Source organism: Streptomyces venezuelae, from assembly GCF_008642335.1.
GTDB classification, from domain to species: Bacteria; Actinomycetota; Actinomycetes; order Streptomycetales; family Streptomycetaceae; genus Streptomyces; species Streptomyces venezuelae_F.
Genome location: NZ_CP029191.1, coordinates 2,755,771 through 2,777,689 on the forward strand (window position 1 = coordinate 2,755,771; position 21,919 = coordinate 2,777,689).

A 21,919-nucleotide genomic window follows, 5' to 3' on the forward strand; every position below is an offset into this window, starting at 1 on the left:
GTCGTCAGCCCGGCCGCACCAGGAACCGCTGATCCGCCGCGCCGGAACAGCGCTCCTCGATCGCCTCCGCGCCGACGGTGGTGTCGTCACCGGCTATGCCGATGCACCGGCCGCTGGTGGCCGGACGCAGTCGGAACGCCCCGTCAGCGGGTTCCAGGCGGAAAACGGTCGCGTGCTCGCAATCCTGGCGGGGTTCGAGCATGCCCTTGAGCTGCTTCTCGCCCATGACCGTCAGGCAGCCTCTGCCCATCTCGGGGTGGTGCCACTGGATGCGGTAGAGCTCCTCCCCGATCGGCTCCAGGTACGTGCGCGGGACGGGCGCCTTCGCGCAGCGCAGCTGCACGGCGACGGCGCTGTCATAGGCTCCGGCACGGTCACGGCCGTCGGTCAGGCAGAGGTCGGCGGTGCGGGCGGGGCGGATGGTGACCCAGCCGTCGGGGGCGGAGGCCGATGCCGTCGGCTTGCCGGAGTCGTCGGCGTCGGAGTCGTCGGAGTCGTCGGCGAGCAGCCCCCAGACGACGAGGGCCAGCATCGGGGCCGCGAGCGCGGTCGCCGCCCCGGCGGTGACCGCCTTGACGCGGCGCGGCCGCACGTCCGCAGCACGGGATCGCATGTCCGCAGCGCGGGACCGTGCGTCCGCCGCGCGGGACCGTACGTCCATCGCGTGGGACCGCACCTCCACCGGCGTCGCCGTCACCCACGACGCGTCGACGACGGCATCCCGCACCGGGGCGGGCTCAGCCGTCGGGTTCCCGGCCGCGATCCGGTCTCTCGCGGCCAGCCACGCGTCGACGCGGTCCCCGTCCCCGCAGGCGTGCACGAACGCGGCCACGACCTCCGGGCGCGGAAGGCTCGTGCGGCGCAGTGCGTCGGCGAGCGTGCTGCGGGCCAGGACGTCGCCCCTGCGGGCCGCCCGCTCCTCCAACTCGCGATACGTCAGCCCCGAACGCTTCTTCAGCTGCCGCATGGCCGCGACGAAACCGGCGACGTCCCGCGCCCCGTGCGGCGCCACGTCCTCGTACGGCGGTAAGTCCCCCGAGTTACCCATGCTCACCATCTTGGTGCGTACCTGCCCATGGGACAACGGCGTGTCGCCACATTCGCCCGCCGCCTGTCCGGGACGGACGGCGTACAAGCCGCTGACCTGGCAGGGGCCCCGCGTCACCCGCTAAGACACCACGTCCTTCCGCGCGAACCCCCGGAACGCCAGCGCGAACAGCACCAGTGCGTAGGACACCGAGATCGCCGAGCCCTGGATCATGCCGCCCCACTCCGCCTGTGGCTGGATCGCGTCGGCCCAGGCGAACTGCCAGTGCGCGGGGAGGAAGTCGCGCCAGTCGCCGAGTGCGGTCACCGCGTCCAGGACGTTGCCGACGATGGTCAGGCCGACCGCGCCGCCGACCGCGCCGAGCGGCGCGTCCGTCTTCGTGGAGAGCCAGAACGCGAGGCCCGCGGTGACCAGTTGGGAGACGAAGATGTACGCGACGACGACGAGCAGGCGGCGGGTCGCCGTGCCCGCGGGGAGCGTGCCGCCGGTCGGGATCTCCAGCGGGCCCCAGCCGTACGCCACCGCGCCGACCGCGAGGGCGACGAGGGGAAGCAGGATCATCGCGGCGGCGCTCATGGCGAGCGCGACTGCCATCTTCGACCAGAGCAGCCTGGCCCTCGGCACGGGCGCCGCCAGCAGGTAGCGCAGCGAGGACCAGCTCGCCTCGGAGGCCACGGTGTCGCCGCAGAACAGCGCGACGGGGATGACGAGCAGGAAGCCCGCCGAGACGAACAGGCACGTCGCGGCGAAGTTCGCCGCCGATCCCGTGGCCGTGTCCATCAGGGTCACGTCGCCGTTGCGGGAGCCCGGTGAGCCGCCCGCGACGGCGAACGCGATGACGAGCACGATCGGCAGGAGCGCCATGATGCCGCCCATGACGAGCGTGCGGCGGCGCTTCAGCTGGCGGACCGCCTCGACCCGCAGGGGCAGGGTCCGCCGCGCGCGGTAGCCGGGCGCGGTCGGGCGCTCCAGCGTGGGGGCGCCGCTCGGGGTGCCGGAAGCACTGGGGGCGGTCATGCGGTGGTGCCTCCGATCAGGGTGAGGAACGCGTCCTCGAGGCGGCGGTGCGGGCCCATGGACTCCACCGGCACGTCGAGACGGACCAGTTCGGGCAGCAGGCGTACGGCGCTCGCGTGCTCCGTGCCGTCGAGGCGCACCAGGAGGCCGTCGTCCGCGCGGACCGCCGACGCGACGCCGGGCAGGGCCGCGACCTTCTCCACCAGCGGGTCGGGGATGTCCTCCGCGAGTCCCACGAGGAGCGTGTCTCCGGAGCCCACGATGTCGGCGACCGGGCCCGCCTGGACGAGCCGGCCGCGGTCCATGACGACGAGGTGCGTGCAGGACTGCTCGACCTCGGCGAGGAGGTGGCTGGAGACGATGACCGTACGGCCGCCGCGTGCGTACCGGATCATGACCTCGCGCATCTCGCGGATCTGGGGCGGGTCGAGGCCGTTGGTCGGTTCGTCGAGGATCAGCAGGTCCGGGAGGCCGAGCATGGCCTGGGCGATGGCGAGGCGCTGCCGCATGCCCTGGGAGTACGTCCGCACGGCGCGGGCCAGCGCGTCACCGAGGCCCGCGATCTGAAGGGCCTCGTCCAGGTGGGCGTCCTCGGCAGGGCGGCCGGTCGCCTTCCAGTACAGCTCCAGGTTCTCGCGGCCGGAGAGGTGCGGCAGGAAGCCCGCTCCCTCGACGAACGCGCCGACGCGGGAGAGGACGGGCGCGCCGGGCCTGATGGCCTGCCCGAAGACGCGGATCTCGCCCGCGTCGGGGCGGATGAGGCCCATGAGCATGCGGAGTGTGGTGGTCTTGCCCGCGCCGTTGGGGCCCAGGAGGCCGAGGACCTGGCCCTTCTCGACGGTGAAGGAGACGTCCCGTACGGCGTACCGGTCGCTGGACTTGGCGTAGCGCTTGCTCAAGTCGGTTATCTGGAGGGGGACTTCGGCGAGGGCCGGGTCGGGGGCGGGTGCGGTGGTGCGCCTGCGTGCGGTGACGAGCAGGCCGAGGGCGAGCACGGCGCCCGCGGCGGGCAGCCACCACACCCAGGCGGGCAGCGGCGCGGCCGCGGTGTCCACGCCGGGCGCGGTCGGCACCTTCAGGTCGCCCTTGAGGGAGACGGTGTACGTGGCGGGTTCGTACGGCGACGCGTATCCGAAGTCGGTCGAGGAGAGGGCGAGGCGCAGGTGGTGGCCCTTCTGCACCTTGTGGTCGACGGCGGGCAGCCGCAGTTCGACGTCCTTGCCCTGCCGCGCGTCCGTGACGCGGACGGGTGAGACGAGCTGTGAGGGCAGGACCTGCTGCTTGCCGTCGGGGCTGACGTCGTACACCTTCGCGAACAGCACCGCGTCGTCGCCGGAGGACTTCACGTGGGCGCGGACGGTGGGTGTTCCGGTGATCCGGAAGTCGTCGCGGACCGGCGCCGAGTCGAACTTGGCGAACTGTCCGGGGAAGTCCACGGAGATGCCGACGCCGAGCGAGGCGAACTGGGAGAGGCGGCTGCCGCCGACGCCGGGGAGCCCGGAGATGGCGGGCGGGCTGGCGCCCGCCGGGTTGTCGAAGGTCTGCTCGCGGCCGCGCAGCGGCACCGCGCGCGTGCCGCTCTCCAGGCCCGGGTACGCGTCGGCGCTCGCGCCGCGCTTGCGGGCGGCGCCGTCGGTGGAGTCGACGCCTCCGGTGCGGGTGACGCGGAACGCGGGGCCGGTGTCGGCGCTCTTGTCGTCCTTCAGGTAGCGGTCGAACCAGTCGTTGACGCGTCCCTCGACGCGGCCCTGTTCGCGGTCGCCGCCGTCGTGCCCTCCCGCGATCCAGTCGACGGAGACGGGCGCCCCGTTCGCGCGGACCGCCTTGGCGATGGCGTCGCCCTGGCCGAGCGGGAAGAGGGAGTCGGTCTGTCCCTGGGCGAGGTACGTCGGGACCTTGATGCGGTCGCCGACGGCGACGGGGCTCCGCTCGGCGAGCAGCTTGCGCGCCTGCGCGTCGGGCTTGCCGGCCTCGGCGACCCGCTCGTACATGGCGCACAGCCGCTTCTCGAACTTCTCGCAGCCGCCTCCGGTGTTGATGAAGCGGCCGGCCCACAGCTTCTTGAAGACGCCGTCGGGGAACAGGGCGTCGGCGAGGTTCCAGTACGTGATCTGGGGGGCGATCGCGTCGACCCGCCGGTCGTACCCGGCGGTGAGCAGGGAGACCGCGCCCGCGTACGAGGCGCCGGTCATGCCCACGCGCGGGTCGCCGTCCTTGTCGAGCTGCACCTCGGGGCGTGTGGCCAGCCAGTCGATGAGCTTGCGGGCGTCGGCGACCTCGCCCTTGGGGTCGTTGAGCCCGATCTTGCCGGTGGACTTCCCGAAGCTGCGCGCGGACCAGGTCAGGACCGCGTACCCGTCCTGGGCCAGGTCTTCCGCCTGCTCGCGCACGTCCGCCTTGCTGCCGCCGAAGCCGTGCCCGATGAGGATCGCGGGCCGTTTCGTGTCCGGGTCGCCCGCCGTGAAGTACGAGGTGTCGATCCGCGCGCCGCCGGTGTCCACCATGCGGTCGGTGCGCCGCACGGCGGGGCCTTCGTCCTCCGAGGCGACCGCCGACCACGTGCCCACCCCGGCGAGCACCGCGACGGCGGCCGCGGCGGCGATCAGCCTGCGCGGCCCGCGCGGCACGGACATCCTTGGCCTGGGCAGTCGTAGATCCATACCGTCAAAGGTACGGGCGCCCACCGACAACCGGGGCAGCCGCCGGTCTGAACCCTCGGGCCTCCCCCGGGAGTAGACTCCGCGCCCGCGTACCGCGGTTGCCGTAGGCGAGCACACGTGTCGGGCGTCGGGGCGCAGGCGGGGGTTCAAAGACAGGCTCTCAGGACTCCTCCGGCACGCTCACCAGCCACCGGGTCTCGCGGCGCGGCCGCAGGTACAGCGCCCAGTACAGGGTCGCCGCGACCACGATGCCGCCGGTCCAGCCGAGGTAGGGCAGTTCCTGCTGGCTGAGTACGTAGCCGAGGACGGCGATCAGGACCACGGGCACCGCGGGCCACAGCGGCATCCGCCAGGCGTGACCGGTGCCGTGGGAGCCGCGGCGGGCCAGCAGGGCGGCGACGGCCACCAGCAGGTACATGCCGGTCACGGAGACGCCGGTGACGCCGTACAGGGTGTCCAGGTTCACGAAGCAGAGGAGCGCGCCGGGAACGCCGACGAGGAGCGTCGCCACCCAGGGGGCGCCGGACGCGCCGAGCTTGGACAGGGCCTTGTTGACCGGTGCGGGCCAGGCCTTGTCGCGGGCGGAGGCGAACAGGACGCGGGAGTTCTGGATGACCATGACGATGCCCGCGTTGATGATCGCGAGGGCGACGCAGAGGCTGACGAACGTACCGACCGCGGAGTTCGACCAGGCCGTCACCATCGCGCTGATGTCGCCCTCCGTGAGGGCGGTCAGGCTCTCGGCGCCCATGGTGATCGCGACGACCGGCACCAGGATGATCACGGTGGAGATGGCGAGGGTGGCGAGGACGGTGCGGGCGACGTTGCGGCGCGGGTTCTCCATCTCCTCGGAGAGGTAGACGGCCGTGGAGAAGCCCTGCGTGACGAAGAGGGCGATGGCGAGGCCGGAGACGATCAGCATCGCGGTGACCGTGTCGACGCCGCCGGACCCGGCGCCCGAGCCGGACGCCACCGTGAGGTCCGTCAGGCTGCCGGGGCCCCGCTCGGCGTGCGCGAAGCCGAGGACGGCCACGACACCGGCGGCCACGACCTCCAGGACCAGGAAGATGCCGGTGATCCACGCGTTGGCCCGCAGGTCGAGCAGGCCCGCGAGGGTGGCGCAGATCATCACGCCGGCGCCCGCGTAGGACGGGTCGAGGTGCATGACCGGCGCCAGATAGTCGGCCGTGCCCATGGCGATCACGGGCGGCACGATCATCACGACCAGCAGGGACAGCACGAAGACGAGCCAGCCGGCCAGGCGCCCCGCCATCGTCGAGACCATCGCGTACTCGCCGCCCGCGCTGGGGATGAGCGTGCCGAGCTCCGAGTAGCAGAACGCGACGCCCACGCAGAGCAGCGAGCCGATCGCGATGGTGAGCGCGGTGGCGGTGCCGAGGGAGGAGAAGAGGTCGGGGACGACGACGAAGAGCGTGGAGGCGGGGGTCACGCACGACAGCGTGAGCAGGGTGCCGCCGACGACGCCGATGGAGCGCTTGAGCTTCTGGGGATCGCCAGGGACGGCCACCGGCGCCGGGGGTTCACCGGTGGTGGCTGACTGGAGCGGGCGAAGCGTATCGGTCATGGAGCGCGGTTCCGATCGACTCGTGCGGCAGGAGTACGGCGGGAGCGCTATCGCCTCCGAAGGCTGTTGAGCTGGTGTTTCGGTGGCTCCCGGCGCGTCATCGAACCCCGGCGGCAACCGGAACGTCAACGGTCATTTACCTACGGAATCCGCAGACCCACTGCTCCCCAAGTCACCTCGCTTTCCCAAGAGTTTGCCCGTGCGGGTCGCAATGAACATGCCTTCGACGAATATGACCTTCGTATTGCAGGCATATGAACGCGACAGGCTTCACTGCCCGAATTGCACCCTGTGCACGGGAACCGCAAGGGCGGCGCCAAAAAAGAATCAGGGCCGTCCGAATTCCGGACGGCCCTGCTCCACGCTGGGTTACGACGGCACAGCGCTCAGTGCGTCGGGTACAGCCGGTACGAAGCGTCGAGGTCCCGGACCTCCACCGAGTACGTCGCGCCCTCGACCCCGGACAGATGCTTGCCGAGCAGCGCGAGCACGTCCTCGGCGAGCGCCGCCTTCACGCCCTGCGTACGACCCGCCAGGATCCCCACGGTGACGTGCACGAACGCCGCGCCCGGCCCGCCGTCCACGAACGCGGGCGCGGACCGGCAGAACGTCTTGCCGACGCCGACCGAGTCCACCCGCTCCACGACCAGGGGATGCAGCTCCGCCACGAGGGCGGGCAGATCCAGGGCGCCGGACAGGGTGTCGGCGTAGTCGATGTCGATGTGCGGCATGGCTCACGGCCTTTCATGTAGTGCACACACATCGTAGAACGGTGAACAAACGGCGAAGCCCCCGGCCGGGGCCGGGGGCTCGTGAGCCGGGGGGGGGCGGCTCAGTGGTTGCGCGGGAACCCGAGGTCCACGCCCGCCGGCGCGTCCGACGGGTCGGGCCAGCGCGTGGTCACGACCTTGCCGCGGGTGTAGAAGTGCGTGCCGTCGTTGCCGTAGATGTGGTGGTCGCCGAAGAGCGAGTCCTTCCAGCCGCCGAAGGAGTGGTAGCCCACCGGCACCGGGATCGGCACGTTCACGCCGACCATGCCCGCCTCGATCTCCAGCTGGAAGCGGCGGGCCGCGCCGCCGTCCCGGGTGAAGATCGCCGTGCCGTTGCCGAACGGCGAGGCGTTCATGAGGGCCACGCCCTCCTCGTACGTGTCGACGCGCAGCACGCACAGGACCGGGCCGAAGATCTCGTCCTGGTAGGCCTTGGCGGTGGTCGGCACGCGGTCGAGCAGCGAGAGCCCGATCCAGTGGCCGTCCTCGTGGCCCTCGACCGTGTAGCCGGTGCCGTCGAGGACGACCTCGCAGCCCTCGGCCGCCGCGCCCGTCACGTACGAGGCGACCTTGTCGCGGTGGGCGGCCGTGATGAGCGGGCCCATCTCGGAGGTCGGGTCGTTGCCGGGGCCGATCTTGATCTTCTCGGCGCGCTCCTTGATCTTCCCGACCAGCTCGTCGGCGACCGAACCGACCGCGACGACCGCCGAGATGGCCATGCAGCGCTCGCCCGCCGAGCCGTAGGCCGCGGAGACGGCGGCGTCGGCGGCCGCGTCGAGGTCGGCGTCCGGCAGGACCAGCATGTGGTTCTTGGCGCCGCCGAGGGCCTGCACGCGCTTGCCGTTGGCGGAGGCGGTGGTGTGGATGTAGCGCGCGATGGGCGTGGAGCCGACGAAGGAGACGGCGGCCACGTCCGGGTGCTCCAGGAGACGGTCCACGGCCACCTTGTCGCCGTGCACGACGTTGAAGACGCCGTCCGGCAGCCCCGCCTCGCTCAGCAGCTCCGCGATCTTCATCGACGCGGACGGGTCCTTCTCGCTCGGCTTGAGGACGAAGGTGTTGCCGCAGGCGATGGCCAGCGGGAACATCCACATCGGCACCATGGCGGGGAAGTTGAACGGCGTGATGCCGGCGACGACGCCCAGCGGCTGGCGGATGGACGAGACGTCCACGCGGGACGCCACCTCCGTCGACAGCTCGCCCTTCAGCTGCACCGTGATGCCGCACGCCAGGTCGACGATCTCCAGGCCGCGGGCGACCTCGCCGAGGGCGTCCGAGTGCACCTTGCCGTGCTCGGCGACGATCGCCTCGGCGATCGCGTCGCGGTTGGCGTCGAGCAGCGCGCGGAACTTGAAGAGGATCGCGGTGCGCTTGGCGAGCGAGGACGTGCCCCAGGTCGCGAAGGCCTCGCGGGCGGAGGCGACGGCCGCGTCCACCTCGTCGACGGACGCGAAGGCGACCTGCGTCGTGACGGCGCCGGTCGCCGGGTCGGTGACCGGGCCGTACGTACCGGACGCGCCCTCGACGGCCTTCCCACCGATCCAGTGGTTCACGGTCTTCGTCATGACAAGCATCCCTCTTCTCACAGGTGGCGGCGTCGGGCAGTGACGTGCCGGTCGTACTCTTCCCTGGCCTTGACCGCGGACTCGCGGGTCGCCGTCTCGGCCACGGGCACATCCCACCACGCCTGTGCCGGGGGCGGGCCCGACACTGTGTCTGCCGTTTCCGTCTCCACATAGACACATGTGGGACGGTCTGCGCCGCGCGCCTCGCGCAGCGCCCCGCGCAGGTCGCGGACGGTCCCGGCGCGCAGCACCCGCATGCCGAGCGAGGCCGCGTTCGCGGCGAGATCGACGGGCAGCGGACCTTCGGTGTACGACCCGTCGGCCGCCCGGTAGCGGTACGCGGTGCCGAACCGCTCGCCGCCCACGGACTCGGAGAGGCCGCCGATGGAGGCGTAACCGTGGTTCTGCAGGATGACGACCTTGATGGGCAGGTTCTCCTGGACGGCGGTGACGATCTCCGTCGGGTTCATCAGGTACGTGCCGTCGCCGACCAGCGCCCACACGGGCCGCTCCGGCGCGGCGAGCGCGACGCCGATGGAGGCGGGGATCTCGTATCCCATGCAGGAGTAGCCGTACTCGACGTGGTACTGCCGCGGGGAGCGCGTCCGCCATAGTTTGTGCAGGTCGCCGGGGAGCGAACCGGCGGCGTTGATGATCACGTCGTCGTCCGTCACGACCTCGTCGAGGACGCCGAGGACCTGCGCCTGAGTGGGGCGCACGTCCACGTCGTCCGCCCGGTACGCGGCCTCGACGCGCCGCTCCCACCGCTCCTTCCCGTCCCCGTACTCGGCGACGTACGCGGCCTCGACACCGTGCCCCCGCAGCGCCTCCGTGAGCGCTTCGAGCCCGGCGCGCGCATCCGCGATCAGGGTGGCGCCCGCCATCTTGTGGCCGTCGAAGGGCGCGATGTTGAGGTTGAGGAAGCGGACGTCCGGCGCCTCGAAGAGGGTGCCGGACGCGGTGGTGAAGTCGCTGTAGCGGGTGCCGACGCCGATCACGAGGTCGGCGGTGCGGGCCAGGTCGTCGGCGGTCGCCGTGCCGGTGTGGCCGATGCCGCCGACGTCAGCCGGGTGGTCGTGGCGCAGCGAGCCCTTGCCCGCCTGGGTGGAGGCGACGGGGATGCGGGTGGCGTCCACGAACTCCCGCAGCGCGTCCTCGGCGGCGCTGTGGTGGACGCCGCCGCCCGCGACGATCAGGGGGCGCCGGGCCGCCCGCACGGCGGCCGCGGCGGCGGCCAGTTCGCGCGGGTCGGGGGCGGGCCTGCGCACGGTCCAGGTCCGCTCGGCGAAGAACTCCTCCGGCCAGTCGTACGCCTCCGCCTGCACGTCCTGCGGCAGGGCGAGCGTGACGGCGCCGGTCTCCACCGGGTCGGTGAGGACGCGCATGGCGGCGAGCGCGGCGGGGATCAGGGCCTCGGGGCGGGTCACGCGGTCGAAGTACTTCGACACCGGGCGCAGGCAGTCGTTGACCGACACGTCTCCGGCGTACGGGACTTCGAGCTGCTGGAGGACGGGGTCGGCGGGCCGGGCGGCGAAGATGTCGCCGGGCAGCAGGAGGACGGGCAGCCGGTTGACGGTGGCGAGCGCGGCGCCGGTGACGAGGTTGGTGGCGCCGGGGCCGATGGAGGTGGTGACGGCGTGGGTGGCGAGGCGGCCGTGCTGCCGGGCGTACCCGACGGCGGCGTGCACCATGGCCTGTTCGTTGCGCCCCTGGTGGAAGGGCATCTCGTCGGCGTACTCCACGAGGGCCTGCCCGATCCCCGCCACGTTGCCGTGTCCGAAGATGCCCCAGGTCGCGCCGATGAGCCGCTGCCGCGCGCCGTCCCGCTCGGTGTACTGCCGCGCCAGGAAACGGACCAGGGCCTGGGCCGTGGTGAGCCGGGTCATCGATATCCCTCCGTGTGGTCCGGGTGGAAGCAGATCCGCCACTCCCTCTCCTGCCCCGGTCCCGCCATCACGTTCAGGTAGTACATCGCGTGGCCGGGCTGGGCGATGGACGGGCCGTGCCAGCCGTCGGGCACAAGGACGGCGTCCCCCGTACGGACCTCGGCGAGGACGTCGGTGCCGCCCTCCCTGGACGGGAAGACCCGCTGATAGCCGAAGCCCTCCCGGTCGCCGTGCGCCTCGATCTCGAAGTAGTAGATCTCCTCCAGCTCCGCCTCCACGCCGGGCCGGTGCTCGTCGTGCTTGTGCGGCGGATACGAGGACCAGTTGCCGCCGGGCGTGATCACCTCGACGGCGATCAGCCGGTCGCAGTCGAAGGCGTCCGCGGACGCGAAGTTACGCACCTCGCGTGCGCAGCCGCCGCTGCCGCGGTTCTCGACTGGTACCTCCGGCGCGGAGCCGTAGCGGGCGGGGAGTCGACGCTCGCACTTCGCTCCTGCCAGGGCGAAGCGGCCTCCCGCGCCGGAGGCGATCTGGATCCGGGCGTCGCGCGGCACGTAAGCGAAGTCGGAGACTCCGCTGAACACGCTCTCGCGGCCCAGCAGTTCGATGATCCCGTCTGCTGTCTGCACCGTACAGCCGCCGGTCAGCGGGAGCACGATCCATTCACTCTCTCCGGTGGTGAAGGAGTGGGTACCGCCCGGTTCGAGCTCGACGACGCGCAGCTGCGAGTAGCTCCAACCGGCCCGTTTCGGATCGATGGCGAGGGCATACGGCCCGTCGGCCGCACTCCCTTTCGGTACGTACGTCATGTGGGTCCTCCCGGGCCTGATCCGCCTCGCCTGCAACAGTCCTGCGCTCGCCTACAACAGCCCTACGGCGGTGTCGACCGCCCCCGCCACGTCCCCGTCGGGCGGATAGAGCAGCGCCCTGCCCACGACGAGCCCCTGCACGGTGGGCAGTTGCAGGGCGCCACGCCACTTCTCGTACGCCGCCTCCTGATCGCCCCCGGTATCGCCGCCCAGAAGAACGGCGGGGAGCGTCGAGGTCTCCATGACGCGGGCCATGTCGTCGGGGTTCTCGGTGACGGGGACCTTCAGCCAGGTGTACGCGGAGGTGCCGGCGAGCCCGGAGGCGATGGCGATGGAACGGGTGACGGCCTCGGCGCTCAGATCATTGCGGGGCGGTCCGCCCGCCCCGTCGCGCGCGGTCAGGAACGGCTCGACGAAGACGGGCAGCGCGCGCTCGGCCATGGCGTCGACGACGCGGGCGGCGGAGTGCAGGGTCCGCAGCGAGCCGGGGTCCTCGTAGTCGACGCGCAGCAGCAGCTTGCCCGCGTCGAAGCCGAGCCGCTCGATGTCCTCGGGCCGGTACCCGGTGAACCGGTCGTCCAGCTCGAAGGCGGCGCCCGCGAGCCCGCCGCGGTTCATCGACCCCATGACGACCTTGCCGTCGAGTGCGCCGAGCAGCAGCAGATCATCCAGCACATCGGCACTGGCGAGCACGCCGTCGACCCCGGGCCGCGACAGCGCGAGACAGAGCCGTCCGAGGAGGTCGGCCCGGTTGGCCATGGCAAGCGGATCCCGCCCCACACCGAGGGAACCCCGAGCGGGGTGATCAGCGGCGACGATCATGAGCCGCCCACGCCCCGAGAGCAACTCCCGCCGCACACGCCGAGAGGCAGCTTCGGCAACGGCTTCGGGATGCCGGGCCCGGGTCCGACTGAGTGAGCCGACGTCCACAAGATCCAGCCCCTCCGGCGTTTGAGGAGAAGGGCCCGGGGCGGAGGCAGATTTCAGCCCCCCCGGCGTTTGAGGAGCGGGGTCCGGGGCGGAGCCCCGTGTGCGGCCACCCCGGGCGGCGCCCAGACTCACGTGACACCCCCCACTTCCACCACCAAGGCGACCTCGCCGGCAAACGGCATGGCGGACGAACACTCCAGCCGAGAGGCGACAATCGCCCCCGCCGCGTTGGCGTACCGCATGATGCGCTCCAGATCCCAGCCCGCGAGCAGCCCGTGGCAGAGCGCCCCGCCGAACGCGTCGCCCGCGCCGAGCCCGTTGAGGACCTTGACCGGCAGGGGCGGGACCTGCGCGATCTCGCCCGCGCGGTTCATCGCGAGCACGCCGTCGGGGCCCTGCTTGACGACGGCCAGTTCCACCCCGCCGTCGAGCAACGCGTGGGCCGCGGCGAAGGGTTCACGCCTGCCCGTGGCGATCTCGACCTCGTCGAGGTTGCCGACGGCGACGGTGGCGTGCGCGAGGGCCGCGGCGTAATGGGGCCGCGCCTCGCCGGGGTCACCCCAGAACATCGGCCGCCAGTCCAGATCGAAGACCGTGATCCCGCTCCGCGCCCGGTGCGCGAGCGCCGCCAGCGTCGCGGACCGGCTCGGCTCCGCGCACAGCCCCGTGCCCGTCATCCAGAAGATCCGCGCCGCGGCGACCGCGTCGAGGTCGAGCTCGTGCTCGTGGATCTCCAGGTCGGGCGCCTTCGGCAGCCGGTAGAAGTACAGCGGGAAGTCGTCCGGCGGAAAGATCTCGCAGAACGTCACCGGCGTCGGCAGGCCCGCGACCGGCGTCACCCAGCGGTCGTCGACGCCGAAGTCGCGCAGCGCGCCGTGCAGATACTCCCCGAACGGGTCCTCACCGGTACGGGTGATGACGGCGACGCGGCGGCCGAGGCGGGCCGCGGCGACCGCGACGTTGCTGGCCGAGCCGCCGAGGAACTTCCCGAACGCGGTCACGTCGGCGAGGGGCACGCCGCTCTGCAGGGGATACAGGTCCACCCCGATCCGCCCCATCGTGATGACGTCGTACGGACCACTCACCCTGTGCGTCCCTTCGCCGGACCCGACGATCGTGTGCCCCCAGGTCTAATCCCGGTCCCGGAACCCTGTCAACATTTTGTCCTTACATTCGGACCACTGCTTGACACTCTTCCGAGGCGGCCAGGACGCTGGCTGGCATGACGACGCTGTCTCGCATCCGGATCGGTTCGGCGCCCGACTCGTGGGGCGTGTGGTTTCCCGAGGACCCGCGGCAGGTTCCGTGGCGCCGCTTCCTCGACGAGGTCGCGGAGTCCGGGTACGAGTGGATCGAGCTCGGACCGTACGGCTACCTGCCCACCGACCCGGCCGTCCTGACCGACGAGACGGCCCGCCGCGGCCTCAGGGTGTCCGCGGGCACGGTCTTCACGGGGCTGCACCACGGACCCGCCGTCTGGGACAGGACGTGGGCGCACGTGGCGGACAACGCGGCGCTCGCGCAGGCCATGGGCGCCGAGCACCTCGTCGTCATCCCGTCGTTCTGGCGCGACGACAAGACCGGCGAGGTCCTGGAGGACCGCGTCCTCACGCCCGCACAATGGCGCGAACTGACCACCCAGACCGAGCGCCTGGCCCACGAGGTCCGCGAGCGCTACGGCCTGCGCGTCGTGGTCCACCCGCACGCGGACACGCACATCGACAGCGAGGAGAACGTCACCCGTTTCCTCGACGCCACCGACCCGGACCTCGTCTCGCTCTGCCTGGACACCGGGCACTACGCGTACTGCGGCGGCGACAGCGTCAAGCTCATCGAGACGTACGGCGAACGCATCGGCTATCTGCACCTCAAGCAGGTCGACCCGGCCGTCCTCGCCGAGGTGCGGGCCGACGAGGTGCCGTTCGGGCCCGCGGTGGCGCGCGGAGTGATGTGCGAGCCGCCCGCCGGGGTGCCGGCCCTGGAGCCGGTCCTCGCCGCGGCGCAGAAGCTGGGCGTGGAGCTCTTCGCCATCGTGGAGCAGGACATGTACCCGTGCGACCTCGGCAAGCCGCTCCCGATCGCCCGCCGTACCCGCGCCTTCCTGCGGTCCTGCGGCGCATAAATCCACCCCAGGGGCTCGCTGCGGCAACCCACCGCATTCGTCTCTTCTGTCACAAACAATCCCGTCGTGTCACACATGTCTCACGTACGCGGGTCTTGCGTCACAGAGGGACGACAGTCGCCCCCCAGTGGTCACTCTGCGTCGTTCACCGGGCACAGGCTGAGTGATCGCCACGCGTCGCGCCCAGCTCCCCCGTCGGCCTCTCCGGCCGCCCTGGGCGCACGCAGGGAGGTGCCACTGATGACCGACCGCAGGCTCTGGTCGTACAAGGAGATCGCCGCGCACATCCGTGTGCAGCCCGACACGGTCCGCTCGTACCGCAAGCACGGGCTGCTGCCCGACCCCGACCACGTGGAGGGCGGCAAGCCCTACTGGTACGCGGACACCGTCCGCGCCTGGGTGGCGGCCAGGCCGGGGAACCGGGGACGCAGGGACTGATCCGTTGAGAAAATACCCCCTAGGGGTATAGTCTCGAGTGCGTCAGGAGGTCGCCGGGGTTCCCGGGCCCCCTCAAGCACGCTACGCCGCATACGTACACACCCCCGAGGAGAACGACATGAGCGCCCAGACCGAGCTCCCGCAGGCCGCGTCCGAGACGACCGGGTCCTGCTGCTCCCCCAGCGGTTCCTGCCACTCCGACGACGCCGCCGCTCCGCAGGGCGCCGTCACCACCGTGTACGAGGTGACGGGCATGACCTGCGGGCACTGCGAGGGCGCGGTGTCCGAGGAGATCTCGCAGCTCGCGGGCGTCACCTCCGTCAAGGCCGTCGCCGCCACGGGCCTGGTCACCGTGGTCTCGGAGGCCCCGCTCGACGAGGCCGCGGTGCGCGAGGCCGTCGACGAGGCGGGCTACGACCTGGCCGGCGTCAAGGCCTGAACCCGCCGGGCCGCCCCGCACGACCGGCGGCCTGCCGGGTACCCGGGCCCTGGGGTGTCGACACCGACACCCCGGGGCCCGCAGCCGTCCCACGACCCCGGAAGCAGTACGAAAGAGTCATGACCGAAGTCGAACTCGCCGTCGGCGGGATGACCTGTGCCTCCTGCTCGTCGCGCATCGAGAAGAAGCTGAACCGCATGGACGGCGTGACCGCCACGGTCAACCTGGCCACGGAGAAGGCGAAGGTCTCGTTCGACGAGACCCAGGACGGCGCGGCGGTCGAGGTCGCCCAGCTGATCGCGCTGGTCGAGAAGCTGGGCTACACGGCCGAGGAGATCGTGCCGCCCCCGCCCGAGCCCGTCGAGGACCCTGACGGCGGCGGGCCGGCCCCCACCACGGCCGACATCACCGAACCCGACACCCTGCGGCAGCGCCTGATCGTCTCGGCGGTCCTGTCGCTGCCCGTCGTGCTGCTCGCGATGGTCCCGGCCCTGCAGTTCGACTTCTGGCAGTGGCTCTCGCTGACGCTGGCCGCGCCGGTGGTCGTGTGGGGCGGACTCCCGTTCCACCGGGCCGCGTTCACCAACCTGCGGCACGGGGCCGCGACGATGGACACGCTCGTCTCCGTCGGCACGCTCGCCGCGTTCGGCTGGTCGCTGTGGGCGCTGTTCGTCGGGGACGCGGGGATGCCGGGGATGCGGCACGGCTTCGACTTCACGGCCTCGCCGGGCGACGGCGCCTCGACCATCTACCTCGAAGTCGCCGCGGGCGTCGTCACGTTCATCCTGCTCGGCCGCTGGCTGGAGGCCCGCTCCAAGCGGAAGGCGGGCTCGGCGCTGCGTGCCCTGCTCGAACTGGGCGCCAAGGATGTCGCGGTGCTGCGGGACGGCACGGAGCGGCGCGTGCCCGTGGGTCAACTGGCGGTCGGCGACCGGTTCGTCGTACGTCCCGGGGAGACCGTCGCGACCGACGGCACCGTCGACGAGGGCGCGTCCGCCGTCGACGCCTCGATGCTGACCGGCGAGTCCGTGCCGGTCGACGTGGGCGTCGGCGCCGCCGTGACCGGCGGCACCGTGAACGTCTCCGGGCGTCTCGTGGTGCGGGCGACCCGTGTCGGCTCGGACACCCGACTCGCCCGGATGGCGCGGCTCGTCGAGGACGCGCAGACCGGCAAGGCCCAGGTGCAGCGCCTCGCCGACCGGATCGCCGGCGTCTTCGTGCCGACGGTGCTCCTCATCGCCGTCGGCACGCTCGGCGGCTGGCTCGGTGCCACGGGCGACGCGACGGCCGCGTTCACCGCCGCCGTCGCCGTTCTGATCATCGCCTGCCCGTGCGCGCTCGGCCTCGCCACGCCGACCGCGCTCATGGTCGGCACCGGCCGCGGCGCCCAACTCGGCATCCTCATCAAGGGACCCGAGGTCCTGGAGTCCACGCGCCGCGTCGACACCGTCGTCCTGGACAAGACGGGGACGGTGACGACGGGCCACATGGAATTGACGGACGTGCACGTCGCCGGGGACACCCAGGAGCAGCTGCTGCTCCGCCTCGCGGGCGCCCTGGAACACGCCTCCGAGCACCCGGTGGCCCGCGCCGTCACGGCGGGCGCCGCCGAGCGGCTCGGCATCGACAGCGGGGAGCTGCCGGTGCCGGAGCGGTTCGAGAACGTCGCCGGGGCCGGGGTGCGCGGCACGGTGGAGGGGCACCAGGTGCTCGCGGGCCGCGAGCGGCTCCTCGCGGCGGCCGGGGTGACGGATCTGGAGGCCGTGGCCAAGCTGCGGGACGACGCGGAGGCCGCCGGACGCACGGCCGTCCTGGTCGCCTGGGACGGCGCCGCACGTGGCGTCCTGGCCGTCGCGGACGCCGTGAAGGAGACCAGCGCGGAGGCGGTGCGCGAGCTGCGTTCGCTCGGTCTGACGCCGGTGCTGCTCACGGGCGACAACGGGGCCGTCGCGCGGACGGTCGCCGACGCGGTGGGCATCGCGCCGGACGCGGTGTTCGCGGAGGTCCTGCCGCAGGACAAGGTCGATGTCGTACGGCGGCTGCAGGACGAGGGCAGGGTCGTGGCGATGGTCGGGGACGGCGTGAACGACGCGGCCGCGCTCGCCACCGCCGATCTGGGGCTCGCGATGGGCACCGGCACGGACGCGGCGATCGAGGCGAGCGACCTGACGTTGGTGCGCGGGGACTTGCGGGTCGCGGCCGACGCCATCAGGCTCTCCCGTAAGACCCTCGCCACCATCAAGGGCAATCTCTTCTGGGCCTTCGGATACAACGTCGCCGCACTGCCGCTCGCCGCCGCCGGTCTCCTCAATCCGATGATCGCGGGGGCCGCGATGGCCTTCTCCTCGGTCTTCGTGGTCACCAACAGTCTTCGTCTGAGGACGTTCAGATAACGATCGCGGACGTTCACATACCGTCTTCACACGGTCGTTTCAGCACCTTCACCCCGTTCGCGAGATCCACATATCGGCGATCTTGCGCATCTACTGGACATATGCAAGAGACGCAGATCACAGTGTTTGGAACGTAACCATTGAGGGGGGTCGCGAGTCTAATGGGGCGATGCAGGAAGATGTCTTGGGGGACGTCTTCCTGACATCGAGGGACATCTTGGGGGATGTTCCTTGATATTGCGTTGCCGGGGCACGTGCACCGGGGAGCTTTGAGCGGCCCTCCCGTGAGTACGCGTCCCGGCAGACCGCAGGGCCGCCACAGACGCCCGGCCGGATCCCGTGGGGGGAATCCGCACCGGGAAAAAGGGAAGCGCCCCGACCGTCGACCCGTGGGGGGATCGATGGCGGGGCGCTTTCCGCTCTATGCCTCGCTGAGGGCAGGGTCAGCGGCCCTCGACCGGGACGAAGTCCCGGAGAACCTCACCCGTGTAGATCTGGCGCGGGCGGCCGATGCGCGAACCCGGCTCCTTGATCATCTCGTGCCACTGGGCGATCCAGCCCGGCAGGCGGCCGAGGGCGAACAGGACCGTGAACATCTCGGTCGGGAAGCCCATCGCGCGGTAGATGAGGCCCGTGTAGAAGTCGACGTTCGGGTAGAGCTTGCGCTCGACGAAGTAGTCGTCGGCCAGCGCGTGCTCCTCCAGCTTCAGCGCGATGTCGAGCAGCTCGTCGGACTTGCCGAGCGCCGAGAGGACGTCGTGCGCCGCCGCCTTGATGATCTTCGCCCGGGGGTCGAAGTTCTTGTAGACGCGGTGCCCGAAGCCCATGAGCTTCACGCCGTCTTCCTTGTTCTTCACCTTGCGGATGAAGGTGTCGACGTCGCCGCCGGAGGCCTGGATGCCCTCGAGCATCTCCAGGACCGACTGGTTGGCGCCGCCGTGCAGCGGGCCCCAGAGGGCCGAGATGCCGGCGGAGATCGAGGCGAACATGTTCGCCTGCGAGGAGCCGACCAGACGCACGGTGGACGTCGAACAGTTCTGCTCGTGGTCCGCGTGCAGGATCAGGAGCTTGTCGAGCGCGTTGACCACGACCGGGTCCAGCTCGTACTCGGCGGCGGGCACCGAGAACGTCATGCGCAGGAAGTTCTCGACGTAGCCGAGGTCGTTGCGCGGGTAGACGACCGGGTGGCCCTGCGACTTCTTGTACGCGTACGCCGCGATCGTCGGAAGCTTGGCGAGAAGGCGGATCGTCGAGAGGTGACGCTGCTTCTCGTCGAACGGGTTGTGGCTGTCCTGGTAGAACGTCGACAGCGCGCTGACCACGGACGACAGCATCGCCATCGGGTGGGCGTCACGCGGGAAGCCGTCGTAGAACCGCTTGACGTCCTCGTGCAGCAGGGTGTGCTGCGTGATCTCGTTCTTGAACGTGGCCAGCTCGTCGACCTTCGGCAGCTCGCCGTTGATCAGGAGGTACGCCACCTCGGTGAAGGTGGAGCGTTCGGCCAGCTGCTCGATCGGGTAGCCGCGGTACCGGAGGATGCCCTGTTCGCCGTCGAGATAGGTGATGGCGGATTTATAGGCGGCGGTGTTGCCATAGCCGCTGTCCAGGGTCACCAGACCGGTCTGGGCGCGGAGCTTCCCGATGTCGAAGCCCATGTCGCCGACGGTCGACTCGATCACCGGGTAGGTGTACTCGTCGTCGCCGTACCGCAGTACTACACCGTTGTTAGCGTTCTCGCTCACGTCATCCCTCACCGACGTTGTGCCTCTTCTTCGAGGTGCCCTGACTGTCTCTACCATCCCCCATTTGGCCCTGGAGAGTGCACTCGGGGTCGACCATTGGGCCTATTGGCGGCACTCAGTGCCGCCAACCTGCTCATCCTGCCCCCTTCGCCCCGGTTCCGGAAGTGCTGTGTGAGGTTTCCTACTCGTTTGATCGATCAAAACGTCCAGGGCCTGCTCCGCGGCGCCCGGGAAGCCCGGAAAGCCGGAAGTCCAGGGCCGTGCAGCGCCGGCCCGCGGAGACCGTGCGCACAGCCTGTCCCAGAGCCTTGCGCGAACCGACCAGAACGACCAGCCTCTTGGCGCGTGTCACGGCGGTGTAGAGCAGATTGCGCTGCAGCATCATCCACGCGCCCGTGGTGACCGGGATCACCACCGCCGGATACTCGCTGCCCTGGGAGCGGTGGATCGTCACCGCGTAGGCGTGCGCCAGCTCGTCCAGTTCGTCGAAGTCGTACGGAACTTCCTCGTCCTCGTCCGTGCGGACGGTGAGCCGCTGCTCGTCCGTGTCGAGGGCGGTGACGACGCCCACCGTGCCGTTGAAGACGCCGTTCTGCCCTTTTTCGTAGTTGTTGCGAATTTGGGTGACCTTGTCCCCCACGCGGAACACGCGGCCGCCGAACCGCTTCTCGGGCAGGTCCGGGCGGGCGGGCGTGATGGCCTGCTGGAGGAGGCCGTTGAGGTTGCCCGCACCGGCGGGGCCTCGGTGCATGGGGGCGAGGACCTGCACGTCGCGCCGCGGGTCCAGGCCGAACTTCTTGGGGATGCGGTGCGCGGCGACGTCCACCGTCACGCGGCCCGCGTCCTCGGTCTCCTCCTCGACGAAGAGGAAGAAGTCCTTCATACCCTGGGTGATGGGCGGGACGCCGGAGTTGATGCGGTGGGCGTTGGTGACGACGCCCGACTCCTGGGCCTGCCGGAAGATACGGGTGAGGCGGACGGCGGGGATCGGGCTCTCGTCGCTGAGCATGTCGCGCAGCACTTCTCCCGCTCCGACGCTGGGCAGCTGGTCGACGTCGCCCACGAAGAGCAGGTGGGCGCCGGGCGGGACGGCCTTCACCAGCTTGTTGGCGAGCAGCAGGTCGAGCATCGACGCCTCGTCGACGACGACCAGATCGGCGTCGAGGGGCCGCTCCTTGTCGTACGCCGCGTCTCCCCCCGGCTTCAGTTCGAGCAGGCGGTGCACGGTGGAGGCCTCGGCTCCGGTGAGCTCGGCGAGGCGCTTGGCGGCGCGACCCGTGGGGGCGGCGAGGACGACCTTGGCCTTCTTCGCGCGGGCCAGCTCGACGACCGAGCGGACCGTGAAGGACTTGCCGCAGCCGGGGCCGCCGGTCAGGACGGCGACCTTCTGCGTCAGGGCGAGTTTGACCGCGTCCTTCTGTTCGGGGGCGAGCTCGGCGCCGGTACGGGCGGCGAGCCAGGCGAGCGCCTTGTCCCAGGCGACGTCCTGGAAGGCGGGCATGCGGTCGTCGCCGGCCTTGAGGAGCCGCAACAGCTGCCCGGCCAGGGACAGTTCGGCGCGGTGGAAGGGGACGAGGTAGACGGCGGAGATGTCGTCGCCCCCGTCCGGGTCGGGCAGCGTCTCGCGGACGACGCCCTCCTCCTCCCCCGCGAGCTCGGCGAGGCAGTCGATGACCAGGCCCGTGTCGACCTGGAGCAGCTTCACCGCGTCCGCGATGAGGCGCTCCTCGGGGAGGTAGCAGTTCCCCTGGTCGGTGGATTGCGAAAGGGCGTACTGAAGACCGGCCTTGACGCGCTCGGGGCTGTCGTGCGGGATGCCCACGGACTGGGCGATGCGGTCGGCGGTGAGGAATCCGATGCCCCAGACGTCGGCGGCCAGGCGGTAGGGCTCGTTCTTCACCACGGAGATCGACGCGTCCGCGTACTTCTTGTAGATGCGCACGGCGATCGAGGTGGAGACACCGACGCCCTGGAGGAAGACCATGACTTCCTTGATGGCCTTCTGCTCCTCCCAGGCGGCGGCGATCATCTTCGTCCGCTTGGGGCCGAGGCCCGGCACCTCGACGAGGCGCTTCGGCGCGGTCTCGATGATGTCGAGGGTGTCGACACCGAAGTGGGTGGTGATGCGGTCGGCCATGACGGGCCCGATGCCCTTGATGAGGCCGGAGCCGAGATAGCGGCGGATGCCCTGGATGGTGGCGGGCAGCACCGTCGTGTAGTTCTCGACCGTGAACTGCTTGCCGTACTGCGGGTGGGAGCCCCAGCGGCCGTGCATCCGCAGCGATTCGCCCGCCTGCGCGCCGAGCAGCGCGCCGACGACGGTGAGCAGGTCACCGGAGCCGCGGCCCGTGTCGACGCGCGCGACCGTGTAACCCGTCTCTTCGTTGGCGTACGTGATGCGTTCGAGGACCCCCTCGAGCACCGCCGACGCAGCAGCTGGACTCGACATGATCCGACGCTACCGCCCGGCACCGACAGCGCGGTGAGCCTGTGGACAACTGCGCACCGCGGACGC

Annotated in this window: 16 protein-coding genes; 4 read left to right on the top strand and 12 right to left on the bottom strand. The window is 71.1% G+C overall.

Annotated elements, in window-relative coordinates; all coding sequences use genetic code 11:
• Nucleotides 1-4: 4 nt before the first annotated feature.
• The 10 genes from DEJ49_RS12295 to iolC all read right to left on the bottom strand — a co-directional run bounded on the left by DEJ49_RS12295 (nt 5) and on the right by iolC (nt 13,328).
• Nucleotides 5-1,048: an RICIN domain-containing protein gene (locus DEJ49_RS12295; RefSeq protein WP_223832808.1), complete on the bottom strand. Its 1,044-nt coding sequence runs from the start codon at nt 1,046-1,048 to the stop codon at nt 5-7.
• A gap of 120 nt (nt 1,049-1,168) precedes the next feature.
• Nucleotides 1,169-2,065 carry an ABC transporter permease gene (locus DEJ49_RS12300; RefSeq protein ID WP_150184176.1) on the bottom strand — a complete coding sequence of 299 codons (897 nt, stop codon included), beginning with the start codon at nt 2,063-2,065 and terminating at the stop codon, nt 1,169-1,171.
• Complete coding sequence (locus tag DEJ49_RS12305) at nt 2,062-4,725, bottom strand: alpha/beta fold hydrolase (RefSeq protein WP_190329331.1); 2,664 nt, start codon at nt 4,723-4,725, stop codon at nt 2,062-2,064. Before DEJ49_RS12305 ends, DEJ49_RS12300 begins: the two co-directional genes overlap by 4 nt.
• A gap of 160 nt (nt 4,726-4,885) precedes the next feature.
• On the bottom strand, nt 4,886-6,310 hold the full coding sequence (locus DEJ49_RS12310; RefSeq protein ID WP_150184177.1) for an APC family permease: 1,425 nt from the start codon (nt 6,308-6,310) through the stop codon (nt 4,886-4,888).
• 386 nt (nt 6,311-6,696) lie between these two features.
• On the bottom strand, nt 6,697-7,041 hold the full coding sequence (locus DEJ49_RS12315) for a 5-carboxymethyl-2-hydroxymuconate Delta-isomerase (protein WP_150184178.1): 345 nt from the start codon (nt 7,039-7,041) through the stop codon (nt 6,697-6,699).
• Nucleotides 7,042-7,142: 101 nt separating this feature from the next.
• Entirely contained in the window at nt 7,143-8,645 is a 1,503-nt protein-coding gene (gene mmsA, locus DEJ49_RS12320) for a CoA-acylating methylmalonate-semialdehyde dehydrogenase (protein ID WP_150184179.1), read from the bottom strand.
• A 17-nt stretch (nt 8,646-8,662) separates the two neighbouring features.
• On the bottom strand, nt 8,663-10,531 hold the full coding sequence (gene iolD / locus DEJ49_RS12325; RefSeq protein WP_150184180.1) for a 3D-(3,5/4)-trihydroxycyclohexane-1,2-dione acylhydrolase (decyclizing): 1,869 nt from the start codon (nt 10,529-10,531) through the stop codon (nt 8,663-8,665).
• On the bottom strand, nt 10,528-11,340 hold the full coding sequence (gene iolB, locus DEJ49_RS12330; RefSeq protein ID WP_150184181.1) for a 5-deoxy-glucuronate isomerase: 813 nt from the start codon (nt 11,338-11,340) through the stop codon (nt 10,528-10,530). The genes iolD and iolB overlap by 4 nt, the downstream gene beginning before the upstream one ends.
• A 51-nt stretch (nt 11,341-11,391) precedes the next feature.
• Entirely contained in the window at nt 11,392-12,270 is an 879-nt protein-coding gene (locus DEJ49_RS12335; RefSeq protein ID WP_150184182.1) for a deoxyribose-phosphate aldolase, read from the bottom strand.
• Nucleotides 12,271-12,398: 128 nt separating this feature from the next.
• Nucleotides 12,399-13,328 carry a 5-dehydro-2-deoxygluconokinase gene (gene iolC, locus DEJ49_RS12340; RefSeq protein ID WP_150188183.1) on the bottom strand — a complete coding sequence of 310 codons (930 nt, stop codon included), beginning with the start codon at nt 13,326-13,328 and terminating at the stop codon, nt 12,399-12,401.
• Between the two features lie 164 nt (nt 13,329-13,492).
• Here iolC and DEJ49_RS12345 point away from each other — a divergent pair, with 164 nt between their 5' ends.
• From DEJ49_RS12345 to DEJ49_RS12360, 4 genes are all read left to right on the top strand, one after another.
• Entirely contained in the window at nt 13,493-14,392 is a 900-nt protein-coding gene (locus DEJ49_RS12345; RefSeq protein ID WP_150184183.1) for a sugar phosphate isomerase/epimerase family protein, read from the top strand.
• Nucleotides 14,393-14,632: 240 nt separating this feature from the next.
• Nucleotides 14,633-14,830: a MerR family transcriptional regulator gene (locus tag DEJ49_RS12350; RefSeq protein ID WP_055564500.1), complete on the top strand. Its 198-nt coding sequence runs from the start codon at nt 14,633-14,635 to the stop codon at nt 14,828-14,830.
• Nucleotides 14,831-14,948: 118 nt separating this feature from the next.
• The gene (locus tag DEJ49_RS12355) at nt 14,949-15,269 is read left to right on the top strand and encodes a heavy-metal-associated domain-containing protein (RefSeq protein ID WP_150184184.1); all 321 of its coding nucleotides are present in this window, start codon (nt 14,949-14,951) and stop codon (nt 15,267-15,269) included.
• A gap of 119 nt (nt 15,270-15,388) precedes the next feature.
• Nucleotides 15,389-17,662 (top strand): heavy metal translocating P-type ATPase, encoded by a 2,274-nt coding sequence (locus DEJ49_RS12360; RefSeq protein ID WP_150184185.1) that lies wholly within the window; start codon nt 15,389-15,391, stop codon nt 17,660-17,662.
• 443 nt (nt 17,663-18,105) lie between these two features.
• Here DEJ49_RS12360 and DEJ49_RS12365 read toward each other — a convergent pair whose 3' ends face one another.
• Both DEJ49_RS12365 and DEJ49_RS12370 read right to left on the bottom strand, forming a co-directional pair.
• Nucleotides 18,106-19,404 carry a citrate synthase gene (locus DEJ49_RS12365; protein ID WP_190329332.1) on the bottom strand — a complete coding sequence of 433 codons (1,299 nt, stop codon included), beginning with the start codon at nt 19,402-19,404 and terminating at the stop codon, nt 18,106-18,108.
• Between the two features lie 181 nt (nt 19,405-19,585).
• Nucleotides 19,586-21,853, bottom strand: a complete 2,268-nt coding sequence (locus tag DEJ49_RS12370) for an ATP-dependent RecD-like DNA helicase (protein ID WP_150184187.1) — start codon at nt 21,851-21,853, stop codon at nt 19,586-19,588.
• Between the last annotated feature and the right edge of the window lie 66 nt (nt 21,854-21,919).

Coding starts and splice junctions, on each gene's coding strand:
- DEJ49_RS12315 (WP_150184178.1), bottom strand. CDS start 7,041: ATGCCGCACATCGACATCGACTACGCCGACACCCTGTCCGGCGCCCTG.
- DEJ49_RS12295 (WP_223832808.1), bottom strand. CDS start 1,048: ATGGGTAACTCGGGGGACTTACCGCCGTACGAGGACGTGGCGCCGCAC.
- DEJ49_RS12345 (WP_150184183.1), top strand. CDS start 13,493: ATGACGACGCTGTCTCGCATCCGGATCGGTTCGGCGCCCGACTCGTGG.
- iolD (WP_150184180.1), bottom strand. CDS start 10,531: ATGACCCGGCTCACCACGGCCCAGGCCCTGGTCCGTTTCCTGGCGCGG.
- DEJ49_RS12370 (WP_150184187.1), bottom strand. CDS start 21,853: ATGTCGAGTCCAGCTGCTGCGTCGGCGGTGCTCGAGGGGGTCCTCGAA.
- iolB (WP_150184181.1), bottom strand. CDS start 11,340: ATGACGTACGTACCGAAAGGGAGTGCGGCCGACGGGCCGTATGCCCTC.
- mmsA (WP_150184179.1), bottom strand. CDS start 8,645: ATGACGAAGACCGTGAACCACTGGATCGGTGGGAAGGCCGTCGAGGGC.
- iolC (WP_150188183.1), bottom strand. CDS start 13,328: ATGGGGCGGATCGGGGTGGACCTGTATCCCCTGCAGAGCGGCGTGCCC.
- DEJ49_RS12300 (WP_150184176.1), bottom strand. CDS start 2,065: ATGACCGCCCCCAGTGCTTCCGGCACCCCGAGCGGCGCCCCCACGCTG.
- DEJ49_RS12310 (WP_150184177.1), bottom strand. CDS start 6,310: ATGACCGATACGCTTCGCCCGCTCCAGTCAGCCACCACCGGTGAACCC.
- DEJ49_RS12355 (WP_150184184.1), top strand. CDS start 14,949: ATGAGCGCCCAGACCGAGCTCCCGCAGGCCGCGTCCGAGACGACCGGG.
- DEJ49_RS12305 (WP_190329331.1), bottom strand. CDS start 4,725: ATGGATCTACGACTGCCCAGGCCAAGGATGTCCGTGCCGCGCGGGCCG.
- DEJ49_RS12360 (WP_150184185.1), top strand. CDS start 15,389: ATGACCGAAGTCGAACTCGCCGTCGGCGGGATGACCTGTGCCTCCTGC.
- DEJ49_RS12350 (WP_055564500.1), top strand. CDS start 14,633: ATGACCGACCGCAGGCTCTGGTCGTACAAGGAGATCGCCGCGCACATC.